This window comes from Teichococcus deserti (assembly GCF_001982615.1).
Lineage (GTDB): Bacteria > Pseudomonadota > Alphaproteobacteria > Acetobacterales > Acetobacteraceae > Pseudoroseomonas > Pseudoroseomonas deserti.
In genome coordinates this window covers 1-25,405 of record NZ_MLCO01000031.1, presented here as the reverse complement: position 1 = coordinate 25,405, position 25,405 = coordinate 1, and the positions used below count along the sequence as shown (strand labels likewise).

The 25,405-nt window shown below is 71.5% G+C and carries 22 protein-coding genes; 15 read left to right on the top strand and 7 right to left on the bottom strand.

The genetic code is table 11. The annotated features are described in order from the left end of the window. Positions 1 to 4: 4 nt before the first annotated feature. The 4 genes from BKE38_RS04955 (at position 5) to BKE38_RS04940 (ending at position 3,777) form a co-directional block, all read left to right on the top strand. Positions 5 to 817, top strand: coding sequence for an ABC transporter permease (locus BKE38_RS04955; RefSeq protein ID WP_076956258.1), 813 nt, complete (start codon positions 5 to 7; stop codon positions 815 to 817). Continuing rightward, on the top strand, positions 814 to 2,427 hold the full coding sequence (locus BKE38_RS04950) for a dipeptide ABC transporter ATP-binding protein (protein ID WP_242662210.1): 1,614 nt from the start codon (positions 814 to 816) through the stop codon (positions 2,425 to 2,427). Before BKE38_RS04955 ends, BKE38_RS04950 begins: the two co-directional genes overlap by 4 nt. Before the next feature lie 51 nt (positions 2,428 to 2,478). After that, positions 2,479 to 3,348, top strand: coding sequence for a GntR family transcriptional regulator (locus BKE38_RS04945; RefSeq protein ID WP_076956257.1), 870 nt, complete (start codon positions 2,479 to 2,481; stop codon positions 3,346 to 3,348). 87 nt (positions 3,349 to 3,435) lie between these two features. After that, positions 3,436 to 3,777, top strand: a complete 342-nt coding sequence (locus BKE38_RS04940; protein WP_076956256.1) for a hypothetical protein — start codon at positions 3,436 to 3,438, stop codon at positions 3,775 to 3,777. Between the two features lie 27 nt (positions 3,778 to 3,804). Here BKE38_RS04940 and BKE38_RS04935 read toward each other — a convergent pair whose 3' ends face one another. After that, on the bottom strand, positions 3,805 to 4,014 hold the full coding sequence (locus tag BKE38_RS04935) for a hypothetical protein (RefSeq protein WP_076956255.1): 210 nt from the start codon (positions 4,012 to 4,014) through the stop codon (positions 3,805 to 3,807). A gap of 237 nt (positions 4,015 to 4,251) precedes the next feature. After that, complete coding sequence (locus BKE38_RS04930) at positions 4,252 to 6,162, bottom strand: putative bifunctional diguanylate cyclase/phosphodiesterase (RefSeq protein ID WP_083747301.1); 1,911 nt, start codon at positions 6,160 to 6,162, stop codon at positions 4,252 to 4,254. Between the two features lie 195 nt (positions 6,163 to 6,357). On the opposite strand from BKE38_RS04930, the gene BKE38_RS04925 reads away from it, so the two are divergent. Beyond that, complete coding sequence (locus BKE38_RS04925; RefSeq protein ID WP_076956280.1) at positions 6,358 to 7,050, top strand: class I SAM-dependent methyltransferase; 693 nt, start codon at positions 6,358 to 6,360, stop codon at positions 7,048 to 7,050. Here the strand turns inward: BKE38_RS04925 and BKE38_RS04920 are convergent. Next, complete coding sequence (locus BKE38_RS04920) at positions 7,047 to 8,666, bottom strand: GGDEF domain-containing protein (RefSeq protein WP_165694112.1); 1,620 nt, start codon at positions 8,664 to 8,666, stop codon at positions 7,047 to 7,049. The two genes, BKE38_RS04925 and BKE38_RS04920, sit on opposite strands and share 4 nt — an antisense overlap. A gap of 195 nt (positions 8,667 to 8,861) precedes the next feature. Between BKE38_RS04920 and BKE38_RS04915 the strand changes: the two genes are divergently transcribed. Then, complete coding sequence (locus tag BKE38_RS04915; RefSeq protein WP_242662208.1) at positions 8,862 to 9,845, top strand: Bug family tripartite tricarboxylate transporter substrate binding protein; 984 nt, start codon at positions 8,862 to 8,864, stop codon at positions 9,843 to 9,845. A gap of 47 nt (positions 9,846 to 9,892) precedes the next feature. Next, positions 9,893 to 11,167 carry a hydroxymethylglutaryl-CoA reductase, degradative gene (locus BKE38_RS04910; RefSeq protein ID WP_076956252.1) on the top strand — a complete coding sequence of 425 codons (1,275 nt, stop codon included), beginning with the start codon at positions 9,893 to 9,895 and terminating at the stop codon, positions 11,165 to 11,167. Here the strand turns inward: BKE38_RS04910 and BKE38_RS04905 are convergent. From BKE38_RS04905 to BKE38_RS04890, 4 genes are all read right to left on the bottom strand, one after another. Then, on the bottom strand, positions 11,164 to 12,555 hold the full coding sequence (locus BKE38_RS04905) for an aminotransferase-like domain-containing protein (protein ID WP_076956251.1): 1,392 nt from the start codon (positions 12,553 to 12,555) through the stop codon (positions 11,164 to 11,166). The genes BKE38_RS04910 and BKE38_RS04905 overlap by 4 nt on opposite strands. A gap of 9 nt (positions 12,556 to 12,564) precedes the next feature. Next, positions 12,565 to 13,227, bottom strand: a complete 663-nt coding sequence (locus BKE38_RS04900) for a 3-oxoacid CoA-transferase subunit B (protein WP_076956250.1) — start codon at positions 13,225 to 13,227, stop codon at positions 12,565 to 12,567. Next, complete coding sequence (locus tag BKE38_RS04895) at positions 13,224 to 13,901, bottom strand: 3-oxoacid CoA-transferase subunit A (protein WP_076956249.1); 678 nt, start codon at positions 13,899 to 13,901, stop codon at positions 13,224 to 13,226. The genes BKE38_RS04900 and BKE38_RS04895 overlap by 4 nt, the downstream gene beginning before the upstream one ends. An 81-nt stretch (positions 13,902 to 13,982) precedes the next feature. Beyond that, positions 13,983 to 14,417 (bottom strand): PaaI family thioesterase, encoded by a 435-nt coding sequence (locus BKE38_RS04890; protein WP_076956248.1) that lies wholly within the window; start codon positions 14,415 to 14,417, stop codon positions 13,983 to 13,985. Between the two features lie 118 nt (positions 14,418 to 14,535). Between BKE38_RS04890 and BKE38_RS04885 the strand changes: the two genes are divergently transcribed. The 8 genes from BKE38_RS04885 (at position 14,536) to BKE38_RS04850 (ending at position 25,354) form a co-directional block, all read left to right on the top strand. Further along, complete coding sequence (locus BKE38_RS04885) at positions 14,536 to 15,951, top strand: protein adenylyltransferase SelO family protein (RefSeq protein WP_076956247.1); 1,416 nt, start codon at positions 14,536 to 14,538, stop codon at positions 15,949 to 15,951. A gap of 97 nt (positions 15,952 to 16,048) precedes the next feature. Beyond that, positions 16,049 to 17,062, top strand: coding sequence for a TRAP transporter substrate-binding protein (locus tag BKE38_RS04880; protein ID WP_076956246.1), 1,014 nt, complete (start codon positions 16,049 to 16,051; stop codon positions 17,060 to 17,062). 62 nt (positions 17,063 to 17,124) lie between these two features. Beyond that, a complete protein-coding gene (locus BKE38_RS04875) occupies positions 17,125 to 19,116 on the top strand; it encodes a M3 family metallopeptidase (protein ID WP_076956245.1) in 1,992 nt (663 codons plus the stop codon). Between the two features lie 21 nt (positions 19,117 to 19,137). Continuing rightward, positions 19,138 to 20,562 (top strand): M20 family metallopeptidase, encoded by a 1,425-nt coding sequence (locus tag BKE38_RS04870; RefSeq protein WP_076956244.1) that lies wholly within the window; start codon positions 19,138 to 19,140, stop codon positions 20,560 to 20,562. Between the two features lie 113 nt (positions 20,563 to 20,675). Next, positions 20,676 to 22,262, top strand: a complete 1,587-nt coding sequence (locus tag BKE38_RS04865; RefSeq protein WP_076956243.1) for an ABC transporter substrate-binding protein — start codon at positions 20,676 to 20,678, stop codon at positions 22,260 to 22,262. A 151-nt stretch (positions 22,263 to 22,413) separates the two neighbouring features. Further along, positions 22,414 to 23,841, top strand: a complete 1,428-nt coding sequence (locus BKE38_RS04860) for an aldehyde dehydrogenase family protein (protein WP_076956242.1) — start codon at positions 22,414 to 22,416, stop codon at positions 23,839 to 23,841. 156 nt (positions 23,842 to 23,997) lie between these two features. Next, the gene (locus BKE38_RS04855) at positions 23,998 to 24,558 is read left to right on the top strand and encodes a carboxymuconolactone decarboxylase family protein (protein ID WP_076956241.1); all 561 of its coding nucleotides are present in this window, start codon (positions 23,998 to 24,000) and stop codon (positions 24,556 to 24,558) included. Further along, complete coding sequence (locus tag BKE38_RS04850; protein WP_076956240.1) at positions 24,545 to 25,354, top strand: SDR family NAD(P)-dependent oxidoreductase; 810 nt, start codon at positions 24,545 to 24,547, stop codon at positions 25,352 to 25,354. Before BKE38_RS04855 ends, BKE38_RS04850 begins: the two co-directional genes overlap by 14 nt. The last annotated feature ends 51 nt before the right edge of the window (positions 25,355 to 25,405 follow it).

Below are 25,405 nucleotides of genomic sequence, written 5' to 3'. Positions count from 1 at the left end.
CGCCATGCGCTTCCGCCTGAACGCCGTCATCGGCGGGCTGCTGATGACCCTGCTGCTGGCCACCGCCCTGCTGTCGACGGTCTGGACCCCCTTCAACCCGCTCGGCGTCGCGCTGCGCGCCCGGCTGCAGGCGCCTTCCGCGCTGCACTGGCTCGGCACCGACGAGGTCGGGCGCGACGTGGTCAGCCGGCTGATGGCGGGCGCCGGCACCTCCTGCCTGGTGGCGCTGCTGACCGTCGCAGTGGCCGTCACGCTCGGCACCGCCATCGGCCTGGTCGCCGGCTTCGCCCGCGGCTGGACGGACCGGCTGCTGATGCTGGTCAACGACGCGCTGCTGGCCTTTCCCGGCATCCTGCTGGCGCTCGGCCTGCTGGCGGTGCTCGGCGCCAGCCAATGGGGCATCGTCGCGGCGCTGGGCCTGGCCTATGCGCCGACCGTCGCCCGCATCGTGCGCGGCTCGGTGCTGTCGATCCGCGAGCGCGAATTCGTCGAGGCCTCCCGCGCCATCGGCAATTCGGAGCTCTACACGCTGTGGCGGCATGTGCTGCCCGGCACCGCCTCGCCGCTGATCGTGCTGGCCACCAGCATGTTCGGCTGGGCGATCCTGGCGGAAAGCGCGCTGTCCTTCCTCGGCCTCGGCGTGCCGCCGCCGGCGCCGACCTGGGGCAACATGCTGGCCGCCGCCCGCCCCTATCTGGAAACCGCCACCTGGCTGAGCCTGAGCCCCGGCGCCTGCATCGCGCTGGCCTTGCTCGGCGTGAACATGCTGGGCGACGCGCTGCGCGACCGGCTCGACCCGCGCGGGAGGCCGCAATGAGCATGACCCTGGACCGTCCCGCCGCCGCCAGCCTGGCGCCGCTGCTTGCCGTCGAGGGCCTGCGCGTCCAGGCCGGGAACAACGTCGCCGTCGCCGATGTTTCTTTCAGTGTCGCCCCGGGAGAAATCCTGGCGCTGGTGGGCGAAAGCGGCTCCGGCAAGACGGCCACGGGGCGCGCCATCCTCGGCCTGCTGCCGCCGGGGCTGGAGCGCAGCGCCGGCCGCATCCGCCTGGGCGAGGAAGACCTGACCGCCATCCCCCCGGCCAGGCTGCGCCAGCTGCGCGGCGGCGCCATCGGCATGGTGTTCCAGGAACCCATGGTGTCCTTGAATCCCGCCATGACGATCGGCAAGCAGCTGGGGGAAGCCCTGGCGCTGCACAGCGATCTTTCCGCCGCCGAGCTGCATGCGGCCAAGATCGCCATGCTGAAGCGGGTGCAGATCCCCGATCCCGAGGGCTGCCTTCGCGCCTATCCGCATGAATTCTCCGGCGGCATGCGCCAGCGCATCATGCTGGCCGCGGTGATGCTGCCCAAGCCGCGCCTGCTGATCGCCGACGAGCCCACCACGGCGCTGGACAACCTGGTCCAGGCCGAGATCCTCGACCTGATGGTGGAGCTGGCCCGCGACAACGGCACCGCGGTGCTGCTGGTCACCCACAATCTCGGCCTGGTCGCCCGCTATGCCGACCGCGCGCTGGTCATGCAGCAGGGCCGCGTGGTCGAGGAAGGCCCGGCCCGCCGCCTGCTGACCGCGCCGCGCGAGGCCTATACCCGCCTGCTGGTCGAGGCCATGCCGCAGCGCTCCCCCCGCCCGCCGCGCCCGGTGGGCGAGACCCTGCTGGAGGCGCGCGGGCTGGTGGTCGACTATCCCGGCCGCGCCCGGCTGTTCCGCCGCGCGGCGGCGAAGCGGGCGGTGCAGGGCGTCGACCTGGCCATCGCCCGCGGCGAGACCGTGGCCCTGGTCGGCGGCAGCGGCTCCGGCAAGACCACGCTGGGGCGGGCCATGCTGCGGCTGGTGCAGCCCAGCGGCGGCCAGCTTTTTTTCAATGGCGCCGACATCACCACCCGGAAGGATGGGCCGTATCGCGAATTCCGGCTGGCCTGCCAGATCGTCTTCCAGGACCCCTATTCCTCCCTCGATCCGCGCATGCGGGTGGGCGAGATCGTCGCCGAGCCGCTGCGCCATGAGCCGGGGCTCTCCGGCGCCCAGCGCGCCGCCCGGGTCGCCGAGACCTTCGAGGCCGTCGGGTTGCCCGGCATGGACCAGCGCCTGCCGCACCAGCTCTCCGGCGGGCAGCGGCAGCGCGTGGCCATCGCCCGCGCCATCGTCCGCCGGCCGGCGCTGGTGGTCGCCGACGAGCCCGTTTCGGCCCTGGACATGACCGTCCAGAAACAGATCCTGGCGCTGATCCGGCAGCTGCAGGCCGAGCGCGGCTTCGCCTGCCTGTTCATCTCGCACGATCTTGGGGCGGTCGCCGAGGTCGCCGACCGCGTCGTCGTCCTGCAGCAGGGCCGCATCGTCGAGCAGGGCAGCCGTGACGCGATCTTCGACACGCCGCAGCATCCCTATACCCGCGCCCTGCTGGACGCGACGCCGCGCATCGACTGACACCGCTTTGCGCTTTTCTCCGCCGCCTCCCTCCGCTATGGCGCCCCCCGCATGACCGCCACCCCCCTGCAGCGCGAGCTGGCGCGCAACATCCTGGATCTGCTGCGCGACCGCGGCGCCGCCGCCGGCGAGCGGATCAGCCGCGCGGCCCTGGCCGAGGCGCTGGGCGTCTCCCGCACCCCGGTCAACGGTGCCGTCGCCCTGCTGGAGGCGCTGGGGGCGGTGGCCACCGAGGGCCGTGCCCTGCTGCTGGTCGACCCGGCCGCCGAGCTGCCGCCCGAGGGCCATGCGGAGAAGAGCGGCGTCGACCGGCTGCTGGTGGCCATCGCCCAGGGGCGCTCCGACGGCACCGTGCCCGACGAGGTCTCCGAGCGGCAGCTGGCGCAGCAATTCGCCGCCCCGCGTGGCGCCGTGGCCCAGGCCCTGGCGCAGCTGGCCGAGGCCGGGGTCGCCAGCCGCAACCGCGGCCATGGCTGGCGCTTCACCGCCGGCTTCGCCTCGCGGGCCGAGCGCGCCGCCTCCTACCGCTTCCGCATGCTGATCGAGCCACCGGCACTGCTGGAGCCGCAATTCGCCCTGCCCGCCGCCTTCGCCGCGCGGATGCGGGCCGAGCACCGCCGCTTCCTGCAGAAGCCCTGGCAGGATGACGATGCGGTGGCCCTCTACCGGATCAATGCGGCCTTCCACGAAGGCCTGGCCGACGCCTCCGGCAACCGCTTCATCGCCGCCGCGGTCGCGCAGCAGAACCGGGTGCGGCTGCTGTCCAACTATTCCTGGCGGGTGGGCGCCGCGCGCGTGGCGGTGACGGTGCGCGAGCACCTGGCCATCCTCGACGCGCTGGAGGGCGGCGATCAGGAACGAGCGGCGCTGCTGATGCGGCTGCACCTGGCCGACGCCCTGGCGCTGCGCGACGAAAGCTGAGGCAGCCAGGGGGCTGAGGCACAGATCCACGGAACCCGCCGCCGCGCGCGGGGTTCTCCTGGATGTCACAGCAGGAAAGGACAGCCGATGCCCGAGCCATGGCCACGCCGCGGCTGGCGGGCCGGGCTTCTGCTCGGCCTGGCCGCCGGCGCCTTCGCACCCGGTGCCGCGGGGCAGACGGTGCCGGAGCGGCCGGTGCCGGAGCGGCCGATGCCGGAGCGGCCGATACCGCCGGCCACGCCCTCACCCACCCTGCCGCCACCCGAGCGGGGGCTGATCCGCCCGCCCGGCAATGTCGATCCCGGCCTGAGCCGGCCGGCGCCGGTGCCCGATCCGGGCACCACGCTGGTCATCCCGCCGCCCCCGGGCAGCCTGCCGTCGCCGGGGACGCCGCCATTGCGGCCATCCCTGCCCGCGCAGCCGCGCTGAGCCGGATGGCCGCGGGGTCGGCGCCCTTCAGGTCTGACCCCTGGGATCGCCGTCGCGCGCGGCCTCGCGCGGCGTCTCGCCAAGCGCCTGGCCGACCTTGCTGAGCATCCGCTGCAGCCCGGGCAGGCGCTCGGTGCTGGCGGGCGGATGCTCGGTGCCCAGGGTGTTGGAAATATGCTGGCGGCGGGCCTCTTCGGCCGACTGCTTCAGCATGCGCAGCTGATCCATGTCGGACATGGTGTTTTTCCTCCTTTGTTGGTGGCGCGAGCGCCCCCCGGCGCGCCAGGGCCCACCAAGGGGCGGCAGCATGCGCAGGCCCGGCCCGTCAGGGCAAGGCCGGGCGCGCCCGCCCACCGCAGGGCTGCCGCGACGGCAACGGGGGCGGCCCGCGCGGGTTGCAGCCGCCCGTTTCAGGGCGATGACCGCGACTTAACCTAAGTGAATCCTTTTGTTGCAGACAGCGATGTCGGCAAGCTAGCCGGGAACCGGCAGGGCGAGCGCCTCGCCCAGATCATGCTGCGGCCGACCGAGCAGATAGCCCTGCGCATAGTCGCTGCCGAGCTGCCGCGCCAGCGCCCAGTCCTCGCTCTGCTCGACGCCTTCGACGACGCTCGGCAGGTCGAAGGCGCGGGCAATCTGCAGCAGCGAGGCCAGCACCGGCCCGCGCTGCGCCGCGGTCAGCCGCAGCACCGAGCGGTCCAGCTTCAGCAGGTCGAAGCGGATGTCGCGCAGCGCCGCCAGATTGGCGAAGCCGGCGCCGAAATCGTCCAGCGCCAGCGAGACGCCCATGGCGCGCAGCTTGCGCACCTTCTCGGCCGCCGAGGGAAAGCGCGACAGCAGCATCTGCTCGGTCAGCTCCAGCATCAGCCGCTCGGCCGGCAGGCCGGTGTCGCGCAGAATGCCGGCGACCAGCGGCACCAGCTCCGGCTGACTGAACTGCACCGGCGAGATGTTCACCGACAGCCGCCAACTGCCGCCCGCGCGTGCCGCGGCGCCGCAGGCCTGACGCAGCACCCAGGCGCCGATCGGCACGATCAGCCCGGTCTCCTCCGCCACCGGGATGAAGACATCCGCGGCGACCGGCCCGCGGCCGGGGCTGTGCCAGCGCAGCAGCGTCTCGATCGCTGCGACCGAGCCGTCGGCGCAGCGGCGGATCGGCTGGTAGACCAGGGCCAGGGCATTTTCAGCGATGGCCTGCTGCAGCTCGGCCGGCAGGGTCGCCAGGCCGCGCAGCTGCTGCAGCACCGGGGGCGCGGCCGGGCTCGGCGGCGGCGGCAGGCCGGCCTGGCTGGGCGGGCCGTAGAGCCGCGCGCCGCTGCCGCCGCCATGCTTGGCGGCGTAGAGCGCCAGATCGGCGCAGCGCAGCAGCGCGTCCGCCCCCTGGCCATGCTCGGGCAGCAGGGCAATGCCGATGGAGACGCCGATGCGCAGCGGCGTGCCGTCCTCCAGCGCATAGGGGGCGACGAGCGCCTGGACCAGGGACTGGGCGAGCGCCATGGCCTCCCCGGCATCGGCGCCGGCGAGCACCAGGGCGAATTCGTCGCCGCCCAGCCGGCTGGCGATGTCGCCCGGGCGCAGCGCCGCGTTCAGCCGCCCGGCCACCAGGCAGAGCAGCGCGTCGCCCGCGGCATGGCCCTGCACGTCGTTCACCGTCTTGAAGCCGTCGAGGTCGAGCAGCAGCACCGCCGCGCGCTCCCCCTCCAGCCGGGTCGCCGGATCCAGCCGGCGGGTCAGCGAGCGGCGGTTGGGCAGGCCGGTGAGGGTGTCGTGCAGCGCCTGGTAGTTCAGCGCCTGCAGCGCCTCGATCTCCACCGTGCGGTCGCGCGAGGCGCCGCGGAAGCCGATCACCGTCCCGTCTGCGCCGTGGATCGGCACGCCGTTGACCAGGAAATGCGCGATGCTGCCATCGGCCCGGCGCAGGCTGTAGCGGAAGTCGCGGAACGGCTCGCCGGCGGCGTTGCTGGCGATCTGCTTCACCCAGATCTCGGGCGGGGTGACCGGATCCTTGGCGGCGAGGTCGGCGACGGAATCGCCGATCTTCACCCCCTCCACCCCGTTATGGTCGGAGACGATGGTGAAGCGGCCGCTGGCATCAACCTCCCAGACCAGGTCGTTGGAGCATTCGACCACGTCCTGCGCCCGCTTCAGCGCCTGGTTGAGCTGCAGGTTCAAGGCCGTCAGCCGCTCCACCTGGGCATGGCGGGAGGCGCGCAGCCGCCAGGCCAGCAGCCCGAGCAGCCCGGCCTGGGCCAGCAGCAGCCAAATCTGCCGCGCCGCCTCGCCCCAGCTGTCCCCGGCGGCCGGCCAGGCGAGCCCGAGCCCGCCCAGCACCAGCACCCCCTGCAACAGGATCAGCACGGGAACGGAGAGCTCGCGAAGGCGCATGGCGGCAGGACCGGCAAGAAGGACCGCTGGAGACTGCGCGATCTTCCTTGAAGGGTGGTTAAGGGTGGGGGCGGTTCCAGGCCGGAGGCGCTGCTGGCGCATGGCGGCGCCCCTGGGCTGAAGGATGCCGGGCTGGACGCCCCCGGCGATCGGGCCTCCAATCCGCCGCACCACACCTTCCGCGCGAGTCCGCCGATGTCCCAGCCCGCCGAGCCGCTTTCCATCCCCTCCTGGTATCGCGACGCCACCGCCGACAGCCGCATGACCCCCGGCCATGACCCGGTCTGGCGGCAGATGATCGCGCATATCCCGGAGCAGGATCTCTCGGCCGCGACGGTGCTCGACTATGGCTGCGGCCAGGGCGGGCTGCTGCGGCTGCTGCACGGGCTGCGGCCGTTCCGCGCCGGGCTCGGCGTCGACGTGGCGCGGGAGGCGGTGGCCCGCGCCCAGGAGCTTTCAACCGGCCTGCCGCTGGCCTTCGCCACGCCCGCGGCCCTGGCCGAGCAGCCGGCACGCTTCGACCTCGCCCTCAGCCACGAGGTCATCTACCTGCTGCCCGACCTGGCCGCCCATGCGGCGGAGATCCGCGCGGCGCTGCGGCCGGGCGGCATCTATTACGCGGTCACCGGCTGCCACACCGGCAGTCCGCTCTGGCCGCGCTGGCGCGGGCTGGTGGCCGAGATCACCAACACCCCGCCGCAGGACCATTCGCTCGACGACTTCTACCAGGCCTTCGCCGAGGCCGGCTTCGAGGTCTCGGCCAAGCAGTTCCGCTTCGAGGGCTTCGTGCCGCTGAAATTCGGCGCCTGGACCAAGAACGTCGAGGAAGCGCTGCGCTACGTCGCCGAGACCAAGACGATGTTCCGCTTCCGCCTGCCGCGCGACTAGCGGACCGATGAGCGTCCCGCTGGCGAGAACAGCGTGCCGCCGGCCTGCACCCGGTTGCGGCCGGCGCGCTTGGCGGCATAGAGCCGCGCATCAGCCTCGGCCAACGCCTGCTGCAGCGGCATGGCGGGGTCGGCGCAGAAAAAGACGCCGGCGCTGACGGTGCCCTGCACCAGCCGGCCGCCGACGGCGACGGGGCTGGCGGCCAGCAGCCCGGCAATGCGCCGCGCCACTTCCACCGCCGTCGCTTCCTCCAGCTGCAGCAACAGGGAAAACTCCTCGCCGCCCAGCCGCCCGGCCAGGTCGCCGGCGCGCAGGTTCTGCCGGCACAGCGCGGCGAAATGGCGCAGCATGGCGTCGCCGGCGGCATGGCCGTGCTGGTCGTTGATCGCCTTGAAATGGTCGAGGTCGAAGGCCACCAGGCTATAGGCCTGGCCCTGCTTCCGCACCGCCTCGGCACCGTCGAGGAAGCTGCGGCGATTGGCCAGGCCGGTCAGCGGGTCGGTGCGCGCCAGCTCCGCCAATTGCCCCTGCAGCACGGCGCCGCGCGTCACCTCCCCCTGCAGCGCGCGGCTCAGCCCCCAGAAGCGGCGCGCCAGCAGCAGCGCCGCCAGCAGCAGCAGGCTGAGCCCGGCGATGGCGGCATAGATCCAGGGGCCAGGGCGCGGCGCCTCGGCCTCGAAGACCAGCCCGTCCAGCGACAGCTCCTCCGGCACCAGCCCGGCGCCGGCCATGGCCTCGGCGATCCCGCGCCAGCGGGCGGGGTTGCTGTAGCCCAGCGCGACGATCTCCGGCAGCATCAGCCGCCGCGTCTCGCCCGCCTCGAATTCCAGCTTGCGGCGGCTGGCGCCCGGGGCGTAGTCGGCCAGGATCAGGTCGATCGCCGCTTCCGGATTGTCCAGCGCCCAGGCCCAGCCGCGCAGCGTGGCGTCGCGCATGGCCCGCACCAGGTCGGGCCGGGCGCGGGCGAAATCGGCATGGACGAACAGCGTGTCGCCATAGAAGTCGATGCCGGATTCACGCGGGTTCCACAGCTGGTAGGGATGCCGCGCCTGGATCAGGTCGAAGGGCGCGTCGGTGGAATAGGCGGTCATGGCATCGAGCCCGCCCTGCCCCAGCCGCAGCGGGCTGTCGGGATAGGGCAGCAGCGTCATCGCCTGCGGCTTCAGCCCGGCGCGGTGCAGGAAGACCAGGCATTCGGCGGCATGCGCCTCCAGCGCCAGGCCGCGGCCGGCGAGGTCACGCGGCGATCGCAGATCGGCGCCGCGCCGCGCCAGCAGCACGAAGGGCGAATGCTGCATCAGCGGCGCCACCACGGTGACCGGCCGACCGGCGGCGAAATCCTGCAGCAGCGCCGCATTGCCGATGCCGAATTGCGCGCGGCCGTCGAGCACGGCGCTGACCGGATTGCGCTCGGCGCTGCCCTGCAGCAGCGTCACCTCCAGCCCGGCCTCGCGGTAATAGCCGCGGGCGATGGCGGCGTAGAAGCCGGCGCCCTGGAACTGATGCGTCCAGCGCAACTGCAGGCTGACGCGTTCCTGCGCCGCGGCGGGCCACGCGGCCAGCAGGCCGAGCAGGCAGAGAACCAGACATCCCAGACCGCCCCGCCATCCGCCCAAGCCCGGCCTCCGACTTCGTTGCCCGATCGATAGCATAGCCGAGGCGTGGCCGGCGCGAAGCCTCGGCCATTCTCGCAGGCCACCGACTGTCCCACTGAAAAACCGCGGAACTGTCCCTTTTCGCGCCGCTGCACACGGGACAGTGATAGCGCTGCACGACAAAAACAAACCGACAAAACACCTCGGGAGACGTCCATGCTGCACCGCCGCCCCCTGCTCGGCTGCGTCCTCGCTGCGCCCGCGATCCTGCTGCACCGCACCGCCGCCGCGCAGGCGCCCGATTCCTGGCCGAGCCGCGCCATCACCCTGGTCGAGGGCTATCCACCCGGCGGCGTCACCGACCTGGCGTCGCGCGCCGTCGCCGAGCCGATGTCGCGCGAGCTCGGCCAGACCGTGGTGGTGGAGAACCGCCCGGGCGCCGCCACCTCGGTCGCCGCCACCTATGCCGCCCGCGCCCGGCCCGACGGCTACACGCTGGTGATGGGCACCACGACGCTGGCGATCAACCCGACGCTGCAGCCCGGCCTGACGCCGAAGGAGCCGGTGAAGGAGCTGGAGGCCATCGGCATGGTCTTTCAGACGCCCTTCATCCTGCATATCCATCCCGGCCTGGCGGTGAACAACGTCGCCGAGCTGATCGCCTTCGCCAAGGCCAATCCGGGCAAGCTTCTTTTCGGCTCGCCGGGCACCGGCTCGGTCAGCCATCTGTGCCTGGAGCTGTTCCGGGCGCGGGCCGGCATCGACATCGTCCATGTTCCCTATCGCGGCGGCGCGCCGGCAGCGCTGGACCTGCGCCAGGGCCGCATCCATGCCGTCTTCCAGGCGATCCAGGAGGCGGCGACGACGCTGTCCGACGGCGGCACCAAGGGGCTGGCCGTCACCGCCACCGCCCCCATCGCCAACTACCCGGCGCTGCCGCCGGTGGCGCAGACCCTGCCGGGCTTCGAGGTGTTCTTCTGGCAGGGCCTTTTCGCCCCCGCCCAGACCCCGGCGCCGGTGCTGGCGCGGGCCGGCCGCGCGCTGAAATCCGCCACCGACGACGCTGGCCTGCGCAGCCGCCTGGCCGAGCAGGGCGTGCAGCTGGTCAGCGGCGACGCGGCCACGACCAAGCAGCGGCTGGTCGACGACACCCAGAAATGGGGCGACCTGATCCGCGCCGCGAATATCCGCCTGGAGTGACCGCGCCCCGCCTCGCCACCGCCGCTCCTCTGCTGTCTGGAAGAACAATGTCGATCAGCAATCTGACGTCCCGCATCAGCGGGTTCCACCGCATGTCCGCCGAGGAGCGGCGCGAGGCCGTCGCCGCCTTCGCCGGGCTGGACGGCGCCGCCACCGCCCAGCTGGCGCGCGACGGCAACATCGACCCGCATCTGGCCGAGCATATGATCGAGAACGTGGTCTCGAGCATCGCCATCCCGGTCGGCGTCGCCACCAACCTGCGCATCGACGGCGAAGACGTGCTGGTGCCGATGGCGACCGAGGAAAGCTCGGTGGTCGCCGCCGTCTGCAATTCGGCGCGGCAATGCTATGACCGCGGCGGCTTCACCACCTCGATGTCCGGCGGCGAGATGATCGCCCAGGTGCAGCTGCTGGGCGTCGCCGACCCGGAAAGCGCGCGGCTGCGCATCCTGGAGCGGCGGGCCGAGATCGGCGCGCTCTGCGACGCCTGCGACCCGATGCTGGTGCGCCTCGGCGGCGGCTTCCGCGACCTCGAGGTGCGCATCCTGCCGAGCCGCGGCGGCACCATGGTCATCGTCCATCTGATCGTCGACACCCGCGACGCCATGGGCGCCAACACGGTCAACACCATGGCCGAGACGCTGGCCCCGCGACTGGCCGAATGGAGCGGCGGCCGCTCTCTCCTTCGCATTCTCTCCAACCTGGCCGACCGCCGCCTGGCCCGCGCCCGCGCCGTCTGGCCGGTGGAGGCGATCGGCGGCGAGGCGGTGCGCGACGGCATGCTGGCCGCCTACCACTTCGCCGAGGCCGATCCCTATCGCGCCGCCACCCACAACAAAGGCATCATGAACGGCGTCTCGGCGGTGGTGCTGGCCACCGGCAACGACACCCGCGCGGTCGAGGCCGGCGCCCATGCCTATGCCGCGCGCGCCGGCCGCTACACCAGCCTGACGCATTGGGAGATGACGGCGGAGGGCGAGCTGGCCGGCATGATCGAGCTGCCGATGCCGGTGGGCCTGGTAGGCGGCGCCACCAAGATCCACCCCACCGCCCAGGCCTGCCTGAAGATCCTGGGCGTCAAGACCGCCGAGCGCCTGGCCCGCATCATCGCCGCCGTCGGCCTCGCGCAGAATTTCGGCGCGATGAAGGCGCTGGCCACCGTCGGCATCCAGCAGGGCCATATGGCGCTGCATGCGCATAACGTGGCCATCGCCGCCGGCGCGGTGGGGGAGGAGGTCGGCCGCGTCGCCGCCATCCTGGTCGAGCGCCGCCAGGTCCGCCAGGACGCGGCGACCGAGGTGCTGGCGCAGCTGCGCGGCTAACGCGCTCCGAACTGCCCGCGCATGAACTGCAGGAAGCGCGGATCGGCGGCATGGGCGACGTTGCAGCGCAGCGCTGCGACGGCGCCCTCCCGCTCGATGCGGAAGACGCTGCCAGGGGCGAGGAAGATGCTTTCCGACGCCGCGGCACGACACAACGCGGCCTCGTCGACGCCGCCGGGCAACTCGATCCATAGATAAAAACCGCCGCCGGGGGGCGCGCGGGCGGCGAGGCCGATGGCGGACAGGTCGGCGACGGCGCGCTCGGTCGCGGCGGCGACGCGGCGCTGCAGCCGCGCCAGGTGGCGGCGGTAATGCCCGGCGGCGATCAGCCCGCAGACCAGCCGCTCGGCATATTGCGAGGTGGCGACGACGGTCAGCAGCTTCAGGTCGGCCAGCGTCGCCGCCAGCCCCGGCGGCGCCGCGACGAAGCCCACCCTGAGCGACGCCGACAGTGTCTTGGAAAAGGTGCCGACATAGAGAACCCGCCGCAACCCATCCAGCGCCGCGAGGCGCGGCAGGGCGGCGGGCAGGATGTCGGCGAAGGCATCGTCCTCGACGATCAGGAAGCCGGCGCGCTCGGCGGCCTGCAGCAGGGCATGCGCCACGGGGAGCGAAAGCCCGCCGCCGGTCGGGTTGTGCGCCAGCGACTGGGTGAACAAGGCGCGTGGCCGGCAACCCGCGAGAACCCGTTCCAGCGCGGCCAGGTCGGGCCCTTCCGGCCCGCGCGGGATGCCGATGATCCGCGCCTTGGCCAGGCTGAGCTTGGCGAAGAGCGGGTAGTAGCCGGGATCGTCGACCAGCACCGTGTCGCCCGGCTCGACCAGCTGGCGGATGATCAGGTCCAGCGCATGGTTCGCCCCCTGGGTCAGCAGCAGCCGGTCCGGCGGGCAGGCGATGCCGCGCTCGGCCAGCGTCAGCGACAGCCGCTCGCGCAGCGGCGCGTAGCCCCAGGCGCTGCCATAGTCATGCGCCTGGCCCGGCGCCTCGCCGGCGGCCTGGCGCGGCAGGCGGAAATGCGCGGCGAGCTCCGAGCGTTCCATCCAGGCCGGCGGCGGGCGGCCATCGCCGGGGCGGACGGCATAATGCGCCTCGCCCTGCTCGCGCAGCAGCGAGACCAGGTCGAGCGCCTCGGCGAGATGCGGCTTGGCCTGCGGGGTGGCGACGACCGGCTGCGACGTGACGAAAAAGCCTGAACCGCGGCGGGCTTCCAGGCATCCGGCGGCGACCAGCCGGTCATAGGCCTCGGCCATGGTGTTCTTCGACACGCCCTGGTCGCGCGCCGCCTGACGGACGGAAGCGATGCGCTCCCCGGCGCGCAGCGTCCCTGCCGCGATCGATCCCGACAGCCGCGCCACGATGCGCGCGACGCGGCTGCCTTCGGCTGCCATGGGCGCGCGTCAGCCCTCCAGCGGCCGCATCGCGCCGGGGCGCAGCGGCGCCTCGGTCTGGGCGCGCAGCGCGTCGAGGCTGAGGCCCGGCAGGATTTCCTCGACCTCCAGCCCGTCCGCGGTGACGGCGATGACGGCGAGGTTGGAGAAAATCCGCTTCACCACGCCGCGGGCGGTCAGCGGATAGGTGCAGTCGCGTACGATCCGCGCATGCCCGTGCCGCGAGGTATGCTCCATCATCACCCAGATCTCCCGGGCGCCCACCGCCAGATCCATCGCGCCGCCGACCGCGGGGACGCCCTCGCCGATGCCGGTCGACCAGTTCGCCAGGTCGCCCCTCTCCGACACCTGGAAGGCACCGAGCACAGAAATGTCGAGATGCCCGCCCCGCATCATCGCGAAGCTCAGCGAGGAATCGAAGAAGGAACCGCCGGTGCGCAGCGTCACCGGCTGCTTGCCCGCATTGATCAGGTCCCAGTTCTCCTCGCCCGCCGGCGGCCGCGGTCCCATGTTCAGGATGCCGTTCTCGCTGTGCAGGAAGATCTCGCGGCCGGCGGGGATGTGGTCGGGGATCTGGTCGGGCAGCCCGATGCCCAGATTGACGAAGGCGCCGTCCGGAATGGCGCGGGCGATGCGGCGGGCCAGCTGCTCGCGGGTCAAGGGCGTGCTCATCGCGGCGCCCCCTTCAGCACCACGCGGTCGACGAAGATGCCCGGCGTCACCACCGCTTCCGGATCGATCGCGCCCGGCTCGACGAATTCCTCGACCTCGGCCACCACCAGCTCCGCCGCCGTCGCCATCACCGGCGCAAAGTTCCGCGCGGCCATGTTGTAGGTCAGGTTGCCCAGGCGATCCGCCTGCCGCGCCCGCAGCAGCGCCACATCGGCCCGGATCGGCTTCTCCAGCACATGCTCGCGCCCGTCGATCATGCGGGTCTCCTTGCCCTCGGCCAGCGCGGTGCCGGCGCCCACCGGCGTGTAGAACCCGCCGAGGCCCGCGCCGCCGCAGCGGATGCGCTCGACCAGCGTGCCCTGCGGCACCAGCTCCAGCTCGATCTTCCCGGCCAGATACAGCTCGGAAAAGCTCGCCGTCGTGTTCAGCTTGGACTTGGGATAGGAGCAGACCAGCTTGCGCACCTGTCCCGCCGCCAGCCACAGGCTCAGATCCGGCTCGGCGCTGCCGCCGTTGTTGGCGATGACCGTCAGGTCCTTCAGCCCTGCCGCATGCACCGCCGCCACCAGGCCCAGCGGCGTGCCCGCGCCGCCAAAGCCGCCCAGCAAGATCGTCGCGCCGTCGCCGATCCCGGCAATGGCCTGCGCAAAATCCGCGACACGCCTGTCCAGCATGACCAGAACGCCCCTCCCAAGGCTGCGGCTGTTTCGCCTGTTTCAGAAAGGTCAGGGGGAAGTATTCCCCCGAACCCCCATCTATTTTTGATTAGAAGATCTGATCACCTTCCACACGCCATCCGCCGCCAGGACAGTCTCGCCACGGACAGACAGAACACCGCGGACGAAGACCACCGACCGTGCGACACGAAGAACCTCGCCCCGCGCCTCGATGAAGTCGCCCGGCCGCGCCGCGGCGATGAACTGCGTGTTCAGCTGCATCGTCACCGCCGGCTGCCGCCCCGTCGCCTCCCACACGGTCAGGCCCAGCGCGTTGTCGATCAAGGTCATCAGCATCCCGCCATGCACGATGCCATGCACATTGGCATGCTGCGGCCCGGCCAGCAGGCCATAGGCCCATCCCTCGCTGTCGCGCCTGGCCCAGAGCGGCCCGACCAGGTCGGTGAAACCCCCCGCCTCCCGCTCCGACCACCCCGCCGTGACCGGATCGAATTCCGCCGTCCCAAGCGCCATGCGCAATTCCGCTCCGCAGAATATCGTTCCAGTCGTTGTAGCTGAGTATGGACCCCTCCCCCCCAAGGTCAAGCAGCCGGCGCTTTACGCGCCCAGCGGGCGCGCCTAACTGGAAGGAATGCCCTTCGATGCACGCTTCCGCCCGGCCATCCGCCACGCCCAGCTCGGCGATGATTTCTTCGACGTGGTCGCCGCGGCCGAGTTCCCGCAGCACCGCATCCGCTTCCGCAACCAGCCCTGGGCGGCGGCGCTCGGGCTCGGCGGCCTGACCGAGGCCGAATGGACCGACCATTTCGGCCGCTTCCGGCCCCTGCTCGGCAGCTTCGAGCAGCCGCTGGCGCTGCGCTACCACGGCCACCAGTTCCGCAGCTTCAACCCGCAGCTCGGCGACGGCCGCGGTTTTCTGTTCGCTCAGCTGGAGGAAGAGGGCGGGCGGCTTCTGGACCTCGGCACCAAGGGGACTGGAACAACCCCCTGGTCGCGCGGCGCCGATGGCCGCCTGACCCTGAAGGGCGGCGTGCGCGAGGTGCTGGCCGCGCAATTGCTGGAGGCCCAGGGCGTCGACACCTCGAAGCCCTTCAGCCTGGTCGAGACCGGGGAGAACCTGGTGCGCCAGGACGAGCCCTCCCCCACCCGCAGCGCCGTGCTGGTGCGGCTGAACCATTCGCATGTCCGCATCGGCAGCTTTCAGCGCCTGGCCTTCAACCGCGACACCGCCGGCGTGCAGCGGCTGATGGAATACTGCCTGGACAACTACCTGCCCGAGGCCGCCGGCCGCGACGCCACCGCTTTCCTGGAAGCCGTGATGCGCCGGGTGGCCCGGACCGGCGCGCAATGGATGGCCGCCGGCTTCGTCCATGGCGTGCTGAACACCGACAACATCAACATCACCGGCGAGAGCTTCGACTACGGCCCCTGGCGCTTCCTGCCGACCTACGACCCGAACTTCACCGCCGCCTATTTCGACTATAACGGCCTCTACGCCTATGGCCGCCAGCCGCAGACCCTGCTGTGGAACCTGGCGCGGCTGGCCGAATGCCTCCTGCCACTCTCCAGCATGGACGCGCTGCAGGGCACGCTGGAAGGCTTCGCCCCCGCCTTCGAGGCCGCCTGGACCGAGGCCTGGCTGCAGCGCCTGGGCCTGCGCAGCCTGGGGCAGGAGGCCGACACCCAGCTCTGCGTCCTCTGGGAGAGCTTCCTGGGCGAAAGCCAGGCGCCCTTCGAGCAGGCGGTCTTCGACTGGCAGGGGGGTCTCGCCAGTGGCGTCCGCGCGGCCGCCAGCCCCTCGGCCGCGCATTACGCGACCCCGGCCTTCGCCGCCTTCAAGGAGCGGCTGGAGGACTTCCGCGCCGTCGACACCACCCGGCTGGAGCACCCCTATTTCCACCGCGCCATCCCCGCCGCCCGCCTGCTGATCGACGAGCTCGAGGCGCTCTGGGCCCCGATCGCCGAATCCGACGACTGGTCGCTCTTCGAGGCCAAGCTGGCGGCCATTGCCGAGCTCGGTCAGGCCATGGGCACCAGCCGGGGCTGAGCTTTCCCCCTTGGAGTGTCGCCGCGCCGGGCGCAGTCTGGCGCGGCGCGCGACCCGGGACCGTCCAAAAACCCCGGGCGACCAGGGAAACGACCGGATGACTGACTTGCTGACCCGCCGCCATCTCGGCGCGGCCTCGCTGGGCCTGGCCCTGGCGCTGCCGGCGCTGCGCCGCCCCCTGGCGGCCGAGACCGTGCTGCGCCTCTCCACCAACCTGCCCCCCAGCCACCCGCTGAACCAGCGGCTGCTGGAGGCCGCGGCCACCATCGGAAGCCGCAGCGATGGCAAGCTGGAGCTGCGGCTGTTCCCGGCCAACCAGCTCGGCGCCGACACCGACGTGCTGAGCCAGCTGCGCTCCGGCGCGGTGCAGATGATGACGCTGTCGGGGCTGATCCTCTCGACCCTGGTGCCGGTGGCCTCGCTGAACGGCGTCGGCTTCGCCTTCCCCGACTATCCGACCGTCTGGCGCGCCATGGACGGGGCGCTGGGCGCCTTCCTGCGCGGCGAGATCGCCAAGGCCGGGCTGACGCCGATGACCCGCATCTGGGACAACGGCTTTCGCCAGATCACCTCGGCCGCCAAGCCGGTGGAAAAGCCCGAGGACCTGGCCAACTTCAAGATCCGCGTGCCCGTCAGCCCGCTCTGGACCTCGCTGTTCCGGGCCTTCGGCGCGGCGCCCGCCTCGATCAACTTCGCCGAGACCTATTCGGCGCTGCAGACCCGCCTGGTCGACGGCCAGGAAAACCCGCTGCCCGTCATCGAGACCGCCCGCCTCTATGAGGTCCAGAAATTCTGCGCCATGACCAACCACATGTGGGACGGCTTCTGGCTGCTGGCCAACCGCCGCGCCTTCGCAGGCCTCACGACCGGCCAGCAGGAGATGGTGCAGCAGGAGCTCGACGCCGCCGCGCTGCGCGAGCGCGAGGACCTGGCGACCCTCTCCACCGCGCTGGAGGGCACGCTGGCCGCCCGCGGCCTGCGCTTCAACGCCCCCGACCCCGCGCCCTTCCGCCAGAAGCTGCAGCAGGCCGGCTTCTACGAGCAGTGGAAGACCCGCTACGGCGCCGAGGCCTGGGGCCAGCTCGAGGCCGCGGTCGGCAAGCTGGGCTAGTGGACAAGGCTGGCGGGGCGGGGGATTGCTACTCCCCCCGCCGCCAGCCCGAGGAGCGTCCCATGGCCGACAACCCCTTCTTCGAGACCTGGGACAGCGCTGCCGGCCTGCCGCCCTTCCCGCGGCTGCGCCCCGAGCATTTCCCGCCGGCCCTGACCGCGGCGCTGGCCGCCCACAAGGCCGAGATCGCCGCCATCCTGGCCAGTCGCGATCCGGCCGATTTCGCCAACACGCTGGAGCCGCTGGAGCGCGCCGGCCGCCAGCTCAGCCTGGTCTCGCGCTGCCTGGACACCCTGGCCAGCAACCTGGGCGACCCGGCGATCGAGGCGCTGGAGCTGGAATGGTCGCCGGTGCTGGCCGAGCACGACGCCGCCATCACCGGTGATTCTTTTCTGTACGCCCGGCTGATGGCGGTGCCCGAGGACGGGCGGGAAGAGGACCAGCGCCGCCTGCTGGCGCAGCATCGCCGGCAGATGCGCCGCGCCGGCGCCGGGCTGGACGCCCCCGGCCGCGCCCGGATGCTGGCCATCGCCGGCGAGGCCAGCCGGCTGGAGACCGAATTCGCCCAGAACGTGACGCGCGCCGAGCGCGACTGGACGCTGTCCCTGTCGGCCACCGATCTCGACGGCCTGTCCGACGACTTCCGCGCCGCGCTGCAGGCCGCCGCGGACGAACGCGGGGAACAGGGCTGGCTGGTCACCCTGTCGCGCAGCGTCATGGAGCAGTTCCTGGCGCAATCCACCCGGCGCGACCTGCGCCAGGCGGTGCACCAGGCCTGGTCGGTCCGCGCCGCGGAGGCCAACGCCCCCCTGGTGCCGCGCCTGCTGGCGCTGCGGGCCGAGCGTGCCCGGCTGCTGGGTTTCTCGAACCACGCGGAATACGCACTCGACGGCTCCATGGCCGGCAGCCCCAAGGCCGCAATGGCGCTGCTGGAAAAGCTGTGGGAGGCCGGCCGCGCCCGCGCCCTGGTCGAGGAGGCCGACCTGCAGGCCCTGGCCGATGCCGACGGTCTCGGCGGGACGATCGCCGCCTGGGACTGGGCCTTCTATGCCGAGCGGCTGCGCCAGCAGCGCCACGGCATCGACGAGGCCGCCCTCAAGCCCTATCTGCCGCTGCCCCGCGTGCTGGAGGCCGCCTTCGACACCGCGCATCGCCTGTTCGGCGTCACCTTCGTCGAGCGAGACGACCTGCCCGCCTGGCACGTCGATGCGCGCAGCTTTGAAGTGAAGTCCGGGGCGGAAACGCTCGGTCTTTTCGTGATGGACAACTATGCCCGGCCCGGCAAGCGCTCCGGCGCCTGGATGTCCAGCCTGTCGGATGCGGCCGCGCTGACCGGCGCCCGCGCCGTGGTCACCAACGACAACAACATCGCCCGCGGCAACCCGACCCTGCTCAGCTGGGACGATGCGCGCACCGTCTTCCATGAGCTCGGCCATGCGTTGCACGGGCTGATCAGCACGGTGCGCTACCCCTCGCAATCCGGCACCAATGTCGAGCACGACTTCGTCGAGTTCCCCTCCCAGGTGCTGGAGAACTGGCTGGCGACGCCGGCCGTGCTCGACCGCCATGCCCGCCATGTCGAGACGGGCGCGCCGATCCCCGCCGCGCTGCGCGACGCCGTGCTCGGCGCCCGCACCTTCAACCAGGGTTTTTTCACGACGGCCCTGGTGGGCTCGGCGCTGCTCGACATGGCGCTGCACAGCCTGGACGATCCCTCGACGCTCGACCCCGCCGCGTTTGAGGCTGCCTTCCTGGCCGACAGAAAGATGCCGGAGGCCGTCGGGCTGCGGCATCGCACGCTGCATTTCAGCCATCTCTTCGGCGGCTCCATGTATGCCGCCGGCTACTACGCTTATCTCTGGGCGGAAGTGCTGGATGCGGACGGGTTCGCGGCCTTCGAAGAGTCCGGCGACGTCTTCGATCCGCGCCTGTCGCAGAAATTACGAGAAATCTACGCCGCCGGCGGATCGCGCGATCCCATGGCGCTCTATCTGGACTTCCGCGGCCGCCCGCCGCAGGAAGACGCCCTGCTGCGTGCCCGCGGCCTGATCTGACCACCGGAGAGACACGTCATCATGCAGAACACCCCCGATATCTGGGCACTGGTCGAGGCCAAGCGCGAGGCCATGGTGGCGCTGGCCGACCGCGTCTGGGAGACGCCCGAGGTGCTCTACACCGAGGCCCGTTCCTCGGCCGCGCATGTCGAGGAGCTGCAGCGCCAGGGCTTCGCCGTGCGCCAGGGCGTCGCCGACATCCCCAGCGCCATCGTCGCCGAGGCCGGCGATGAAGGCCCGGTCATCGCCATCCTCGGCGAATATGACGCGCTGCCGGGGCTGAGCCAGACCGCCGGCATCGCCGAGCACCGCCCGGTCGAGGGCCAGGGCGGCGCCGGCCATGGCTGCGGCCACAACCTGCTGGGCGCCGGCGCCATGCTGGCCGCGACCGCGGTGAAGGACTGGCTGGCGGCGCAGGGCATCAAGGGCCGTGTCCGCTACTATGGCTGCCCGGCCGAAGAGGGCGGCGCCGGCAAGACCTTCATGGTGCGCGCCGGCCTGTTCGACGATGTCGACCTGGCTATCACCTGGCACCCGGATTCCTTCGCCGGCGTCGCCCCCGCCATCGCATTGGCAAACACCCGCGTCGACTTCACCTTCACCGGCCGCTCCAGCCATGCCGCTGCGGCGCCGCATCTGGGCCGCTCGGCGCTGGATGCGGTGGAGCTGATGAATGTCGGCGTCAACTACATGCGCGAGCACATGAACAGCGAGGCGCGGGTCCATTACGCCGTGCTCGACGCCGGCGGCATCGCGCCGAACGTCGTGCAGGGCCGCGCCAAGGTGCGCTATGCCGTGCGCAACACCGATCTCGCCGGCATGCGCGCGCTGGTCGAGCGGGTGCGCAAGATCGCCGAGGGCGCCGCGCTGATGACCGAGACCAAGGTCGAGATGCGCATCGTCGCCGCCTTCTCCAACCTGGTCGGCAACAAGGTGCTGGAGCAGGCGATGCAGGCCGAGTTCGACCGGCTGGGCGCGCCGGAATTCGACGCCGCCGACCGGGACTATGCCAACCAGATCCGCGCGACGCTGGATCCGGAGGACATCCGCGCCGCCTTCCGCGGCGCCGGCCTGCCTTTCGACGGCGACATGGCGCTGTGCAGCACCGTCGTGCCGCTGGACGCGCCGCGCAAGCCGATGGTGGGCTCGACCGACGTCGGCGACGTCTCCTGGGTGGTGCCGACGGTGCAGGCGCATGGCGCGACCTGCGCCGTGGGCACGCCCTTCCATTCCTGGCAGCTGACCGCCCAGGGCAAGAGCCCGCATGCGCATAAGGGCATGGTGCATGCCGCCAAGGTGATGGCCGCCACCGCCGTCGCCGCGCTGCAGGACCAGGGGCTGATCACCCGCGCCAAGGCGGAGCTGGCCGAGCGGCTGCAGGGCCAGACCTATGCCAGCCCGATCCCGGCCGAGATCCCGCCGCCGCTCGACATGGCCAAGGGCTGACGCCGCGCCGCGGGGCTTTCCTGAGCGCCGCCGCGCGGTGCATGCTGGGCGTAACGCGGGGCGGACCAACGAGTCCGCCCCCACGGGAAAAAAGCCGGTCGAGGGAGTGTGCCATGGAGCGCCGTGCCTTCCTTGCCTCCACCGCTGCCGCATTGGCGGCACCCCGCCTGGCCGCCGCGCAGAGCGGCCCCGGCAGCCGCGTGCTGCGCTTCGTCCCCGAAAGCGACGCGACCGTGCTGGACCCGGTCTGGACCACGGCGACGGTCACCCGCAACCATGGCTACCTGGTCTTCGACACGCTCTATGGCCAGGCCGATGACTTCTCCGTCCAGCCGCAGATGGTCGAAGGCCATGTCGTCGAGGAGGATGGGCTGCGCTGGACCCTGACGCTCCGCGAAGGCCTGCGCTTCCATGACGGCGAGCCGGTGCGCGGCGTCGACTGCATCGCCAGCATCCGCCGCATCGCCGCCCGCGACGCCTTCACCGCGGCGCTGATGGCGGCGACGGAAGAACTGTCGGCGCCGACCGACCGCACCATCGTCTTCCGGCTGAAGAAAAGATTCCCGCTGCTGCCGAATGCGCTCGGCAAGACCGGCACCTCGATGCCCGCGATCATGCCGGAGCGGCTGGCGAAGACCGACCCCGGCACGCGGGTGACCGAGATGGTCGGCTCCGGCCCCTTCCGGTATCTCGCGCGCGAGCATGTCGACGGCGCCTTCTCCGCCTATGGCCGGTTCGAGGGCTACAAGCCGCGCGAGGGCGGCCCGGCCAGCTTCACCGCGGGCCCCAAGACCGTGCATTTCGACCGCATCGAGTGGCGCATCATCCCCGACCCGGCGACGGCGGCGGGCGCGCTGATGAATGGCGAGGTCGACTGGTGGCAGCAGGCGGCCATCGACCTGATGCCGATGCTGTCCCGCGGCAACCGCTTCTCGTCGATGGTGCAGGATGTGAGCGGCAATCTTGGCACGCTGCGCTTCAACCACCTGCTGCCGCCTTTCGACAATGCGGCGATCCGCCGCGCGCTGCTCGGCGCCATCAGCCAGGCCGATTGCATGCAGGCCATCGCCGGCAACGATGCCAGCCTCTGGAAGGACGGCGTCGGCCCCTTCCCGCCCGGCACGCCGCTGGCCAACAGCGCCGGCCTCGAGGTGATCAGCGGCAGGCGCGACTATGACAAGGTGAAGCGCGACCTGGCCGCCGCCGGCTACAAGGGCGAGCCGGTGGTGATGATGGTCGCCGGCGACTACCCGGCGCAGAGCGCCATGGGGCTGGTGGCCGCCGATGCGCTGAAGCGCGGCGGGCTGAATGTCGACCTGCAGGTGCTGGACTGGGGCACGGTGGTGCAGCGCCGCGCCAAGAAGGATGCACCGCAAGCCGGAGGCTGGAACCTTTTCATCACCTTCCTGACGGGGACCAACAATTTCGACCCGGCCAGCCATCTCGGGCTGCGCGGCAATGGCGCCGGCGCCTGGTTTGGCTGGCCGACTTTGCCGCGGCTGGAGGCGCTGCGCCAGGACTGGTTCGACGCGCCGGACCTGGCCGCCCAGAAGCAGGTGGGCGAGGCGATCCAGCGGCAGTTCTGGGAGGATGTTCCCTATCTGCCGCTCGGCGTCTACTACCAGCCCACCATCTTCTCCAGGCGGCTGACCGGGCTGCGCAGCGGCTTTCCGCAGTTCTATGACGTTCGGTGGAGCTGACGCCGCCCGCGGTTGACCGTCATATCCAGCACGGAATAACGTGGCCAGTCTGTTGACCGTTCCCGGGCTTGCCGGCCCGGCGCCGGGAGCGCACAACTGATAATGGAACGCAGTCGCAAATGGCGACGGCGCCGCGCTGGAGGAACACGGCATGAACAACCTGAAATTCTACATCGACGGCGCCTGGGTCGACCCGATCACGCCGAAGACGCTGGATGTGATCGATCCCTCCACCGAGGAGGCCTATACCCAGATCTCCATGGGCAGCGCCGCCGATATCGACCGCGCCGTCGCCGCGGCCAAGGCGGCCTTCCCGGCCTTCGCCGCCACCAGCCGCGCCGAGCGCGTGGCCCTGCTGAAGCGCGTCGTCGAGATCTATGAGCGCCGCTACGAGGAATTCGTCCAGGCGATCAGCCAGGAGATGGGCGCGCCCGTCTCGCTCGCCCGCGACGCCCAGGCGGCAATGGGCCCGGGCCATCTGCGCGAGCTGATCCGCGTGCTCGAGACCTATGAGTTCGAGGAGATGCGCGGCAGCACCATGATCGTGCGCGAGCCGATCGGCGTCTGCGGCCTGATCACCCCCTGGAACTGGCCGATCAACCAGATCGCCTGCAAGGTGGGCCCCGCGCTCGCCGCCGGCTGCACCATGGTGCTGAAGCCCTCCGAGATCGCGCCGATCGACGCACTGCTGATTGCCGAGGTGCTGCACGAGGCCGGCGTGCCGAAGGGCGTGTTCAACCTGGTCAATGGCGACGGCCCGACGGCCGGTGCGGCGCTGTCGGCGCATCCGGATGTGGACATGATGTCCTTCACCGGCTCGACCCGCGCCGGCATCCAGGTGGCGAAGGCCGCGGCCGACACCGTCAAGCGCGTCAGCCAGGAGCTCGGCGGCAAGTCGGCGAACATCCTCCTGGCCGATGTCGATTTCCAGAAGGCGGTGACCAAGGGCATTGCCGGCTGCTTCGGCAATAGCGGCCAGTCCTGCAATGCCCCTACGCGCATGTTCGTCCCGTCTTCCAAGATGGATGACGTCAAGAAGATCGCGAAGGCCGCTGCCGAGACCTACAAGGTCGGCGACCCGCGTGCCGCCGACACCAAGCTCGGCCCGGTGGTCAGCCAGATCCAGTTCGACAAGATCCAGGACCTGATCCAGTCCGGCATCGACGAAGGCGCCGAGCTGCTGACCGGCGGCACCGGCCGGCCGGAGGGGCTGAACCGCGGCTATTTCATCCGCCCCACCGTCTTCGCCAACGTGAAGCCCTCGATGCGCATCGCCCGCGAGGAGATTTTTGGGCCAGTCCTCGCCATCCTGCCCTATGAGACGGTGGATGAGGTGGTCGCCATGGCCAACGACACCGTCTATGGCCTGTCCTCCTACGTGCAGTCGGCCGACCTGGCGGCGGCGCGCAAGGTGGCGGCGCAGATGCGCGCCGGCGACGTTCGCATCAACTACCCGGCCTGGGACTGGGGCGCGCCCTTCGGCGGCTACAAGCAGTCGGGCAATGGCCGCGAATACAGCGCCTTCGGCCTGGAGGAGTTCCTCGAGACCAAGGCGATCATCGGCTACGCGGCCGCCTGACCGTCCGGGCGGCGCAGGGGGCCGCGGCGGGGCATCCTGCCGCGGCCCTTTTTCCTGGGGCCGCCCTGCGGTCGTTGACGCGTGGCGAGGCTTGGTGTTCCGTGGATCGCAACGCCGCGCGGCACGCGACGCGGCGAGATCGTGAGGAACACGCCCTTGGCCCGCATCGCCTATGCCGATCCGGATCGGCCCGAGACGCGCCCGCTCGTCGACCGCATCGTGCGGGAGCGCGGCTCCGTCCTGCATCTCTATGCCATGCTGCTGCACAGCGCGCCGGTGGCCGAAGGCTGGCTGCGCTACCTGACCGCCATCCGCCATGAATGCGCGCTGCCGGGCAAGCTGCGCGAGATGGTGATCATGCGCATCGCCCATCTGAACGCCGCGCCCTACGAGGCCGCGCAGCATGCGCCGATCGCGCTGAAGGAAGGGCTTAGCCAGGACCAGGTCGAGGCGCTGGTCGACTGGCGCGCGCAATCGGCCCTGTTCGACGCCACCGAGCAGGCGGTGCTGGCCTATTGCGACGCCATGACCCAGCATGTGCACGTTCCCGAAGGCGTCTTCGAGGCGCTGCGCCCGCGGCTGGAGCCGCGGCTGCTGGTGGAGCTGACGGCAACCATCGGCGCCTACAACATGGTCTCCCGCTTCCTCGAGGCGCTGGGGATCGATGCCGCCGACCCGCTGGCGCAGCCGAAGGCCGCCCCCGATGGGAAGGCTTGAGGGCAAGGTCGCCATCGTCACCGGCTGCGGCTCGCAGGGGCCGGGCTGGGGCAATGGCAAGGCGATCGCGGTGACCTTCGCGCGGCAGGGCGCCTCGGTCTATGGCGTCGAGCGCAACCGCGCCGCGGCGGAGGAAACCGCGCAGCTGATCGGGGCCGAGGGCAAGGACTTCGCTTTCGGCATCGGCGATGTCACCGACAAGCCCAGCGTCGAGGCGCTGGTCGCCGATTGCGTCGCGCGCTTCGGCCGCGTCGATGTGCTGGTCAACAATGTCGGCCTGTCGCGCCCCGGCGACCCCGCGACGATGAGCGAGGAAGACTGGGACGCGCAGATCGACATCAACCTGAAGAGCGCCTTCCTCTGCTGCAAGGCGGTGCTGCCGCTGATGGAAGCGCAGGGCGCCGGCGCCATCGTCTCGATCGCCTCCACCGCGGCGATCCGCTACACCGGCAAGCCGCAGGCCGGCTATGCCGCCGCCAAGGCCGGGCTTGTGCAGTTCAGCCGCGTCGTCGCCGTCGACTATGCCCGCCGCGGCGTGCGGCTGAACTGCGTGCTGCCGGGGCTGATGAACACGCCGCTGGTCGAGAAGCTGGCAGAAGACTTTGCCAGCCGCGAGACGGGGATGGATCGCGACGCCTTCTTCCAGCGCCGCCACGACCAGGTGCCGATCGGCCGCATGGGCGAGGCCTGGGACGTGGCCAATGCCGCGCTGTTCCTGGCCTCGGACGAGGCGAAATACATCACCGGCACGGAGCTGCTGGTGGATGGCGGGCTATGCGCCGCGGTGCGCGGTTGAGGGAGAGCGTTGGATGCTACGGCTGGACGGCAAGGTTGCGCTGGTGACGGT

Bases quoted from the DNA above. Each gene is read 5' to 3' on its own strand.
- BKE38_RS04900 (WP_076956250.1), bottom strand. From the start codon at position 13,227: ATGAGCACGCCCTTGACCCGCGAGCAGCTGGCCCGCCGCATCGCCCGC.
- BKE38_RS04865 (WP_076956243.1), top strand. From the start codon at position 20,676: ATGGAGCGCCGTGCCTTCCTTGCCTCCACCGCTGCCGCATTGGCGGCA.
- BKE38_RS04905 (WP_076956251.1), bottom strand. From the start codon at position 12,555: ATGGCAGCCGAAGGCAGCCGCGTCGCGCGCATCGTGGCGCGGCTGTCG.
- BKE38_RS04950 (WP_242662210.1), top strand. From the start codon at position 814: ATGAGCATGACCCTGGACCGTCCCGCCGCCGCCAGCCTGGCGCCGCTG.
- BKE38_RS04885 (WP_076956247.1), top strand. From the start codon at position 14,536: ATGCCCTTCGATGCACGCTTCCGCCCGGCCATCCGCCACGCCCAGCTC.
- BKE38_RS04890 (WP_076956248.1), bottom strand. From the start codon at position 14,417: ATGGCGCTTGGGACGGCGGAATTCGATCCGGTCACGGCGGGGTGGTCG.
- BKE38_RS04860 (WP_076956242.1), top strand. From the start codon at position 22,414: ATGAACAACCTGAAATTCTACATCGACGGCGCCTGGGTCGACCCGATC.
- BKE38_RS04875 (WP_076956245.1), top strand. From the start codon at position 17,125: ATGGCCGACAACCCCTTCTTCGAGACCTGGGACAGCGCTGCCGGCCTG.
- BKE38_RS04945 (WP_076956257.1), top strand. From the start codon at position 2,479: ATGACCGCCACCCCCCTGCAGCGCGAGCTGGCGCGCAACATCCTGGAT.
- BKE38_RS04925 (WP_076956280.1), top strand. From the start codon at position 6,358: ATGTCCCAGCCCGCCGAGCCGCTTTCCATCCCCTCCTGGTATCGCGAC.
- BKE38_RS04895 (WP_076956249.1), bottom strand. From the start codon at position 13,901: ATGCTGGACAGGCGTGTCGCGGATTTTGCGCAGGCCATTGCCGGGATC.
- BKE38_RS04850 (WP_076956240.1), top strand. From the start codon at position 24,545: ATGGGAAGGCTTGAGGGCAAGGTCGCCATCGTCACCGGCTGCGGCTCG.
- BKE38_RS04870 (WP_076956244.1), top strand. From the start codon at position 19,138: ATGCAGAACACCCCCGATATCTGGGCACTGGTCGAGGCCAAGCGCGAG.
- BKE38_RS04940 (WP_076956256.1), top strand. From the start codon at position 3,436: ATGCCCGAGCCATGGCCACGCCGCGGCTGGCGGGCCGGGCTTCTGCTC.
- BKE38_RS04955 (WP_076956258.1), top strand. From the start codon at position 5: ATGCGCTTCCGCCTGAACGCCGTCATCGGCGGGCTGCTGATGACCCTG.
- BKE38_RS04910 (WP_076956252.1), top strand. From the start codon at position 9,893: ATGTCGATCAGCAATCTGACGTCCCGCATCAGCGGGTTCCACCGCATG.
- BKE38_RS04880 (WP_076956246.1), top strand. From the start codon at position 16,049: ATGACTGACTTGCTGACCCGCCGCCATCTCGGCGCGGCCTCGCTGGGC.
- BKE38_RS04935 (WP_076956255.1), bottom strand. From the start codon at position 4,014: ATGTCCGACATGGATCAGCTGCGCATGCTGAAGCAGTCGGCCGAAGAG.
- BKE38_RS04930 (WP_083747301.1), bottom strand. From the start codon at position 6,162: ATGCGCCTTCGCGAGCTCTCCGTTCCCGTGCTGATCCTGTTGCAGGGG.
- BKE38_RS04915 (WP_242662208.1), top strand. From the start codon at position 8,862: ATGCTGCACCGCCGCCCCCTGCTCGGCTGCGTCCTCGCTGCGCCCGCG.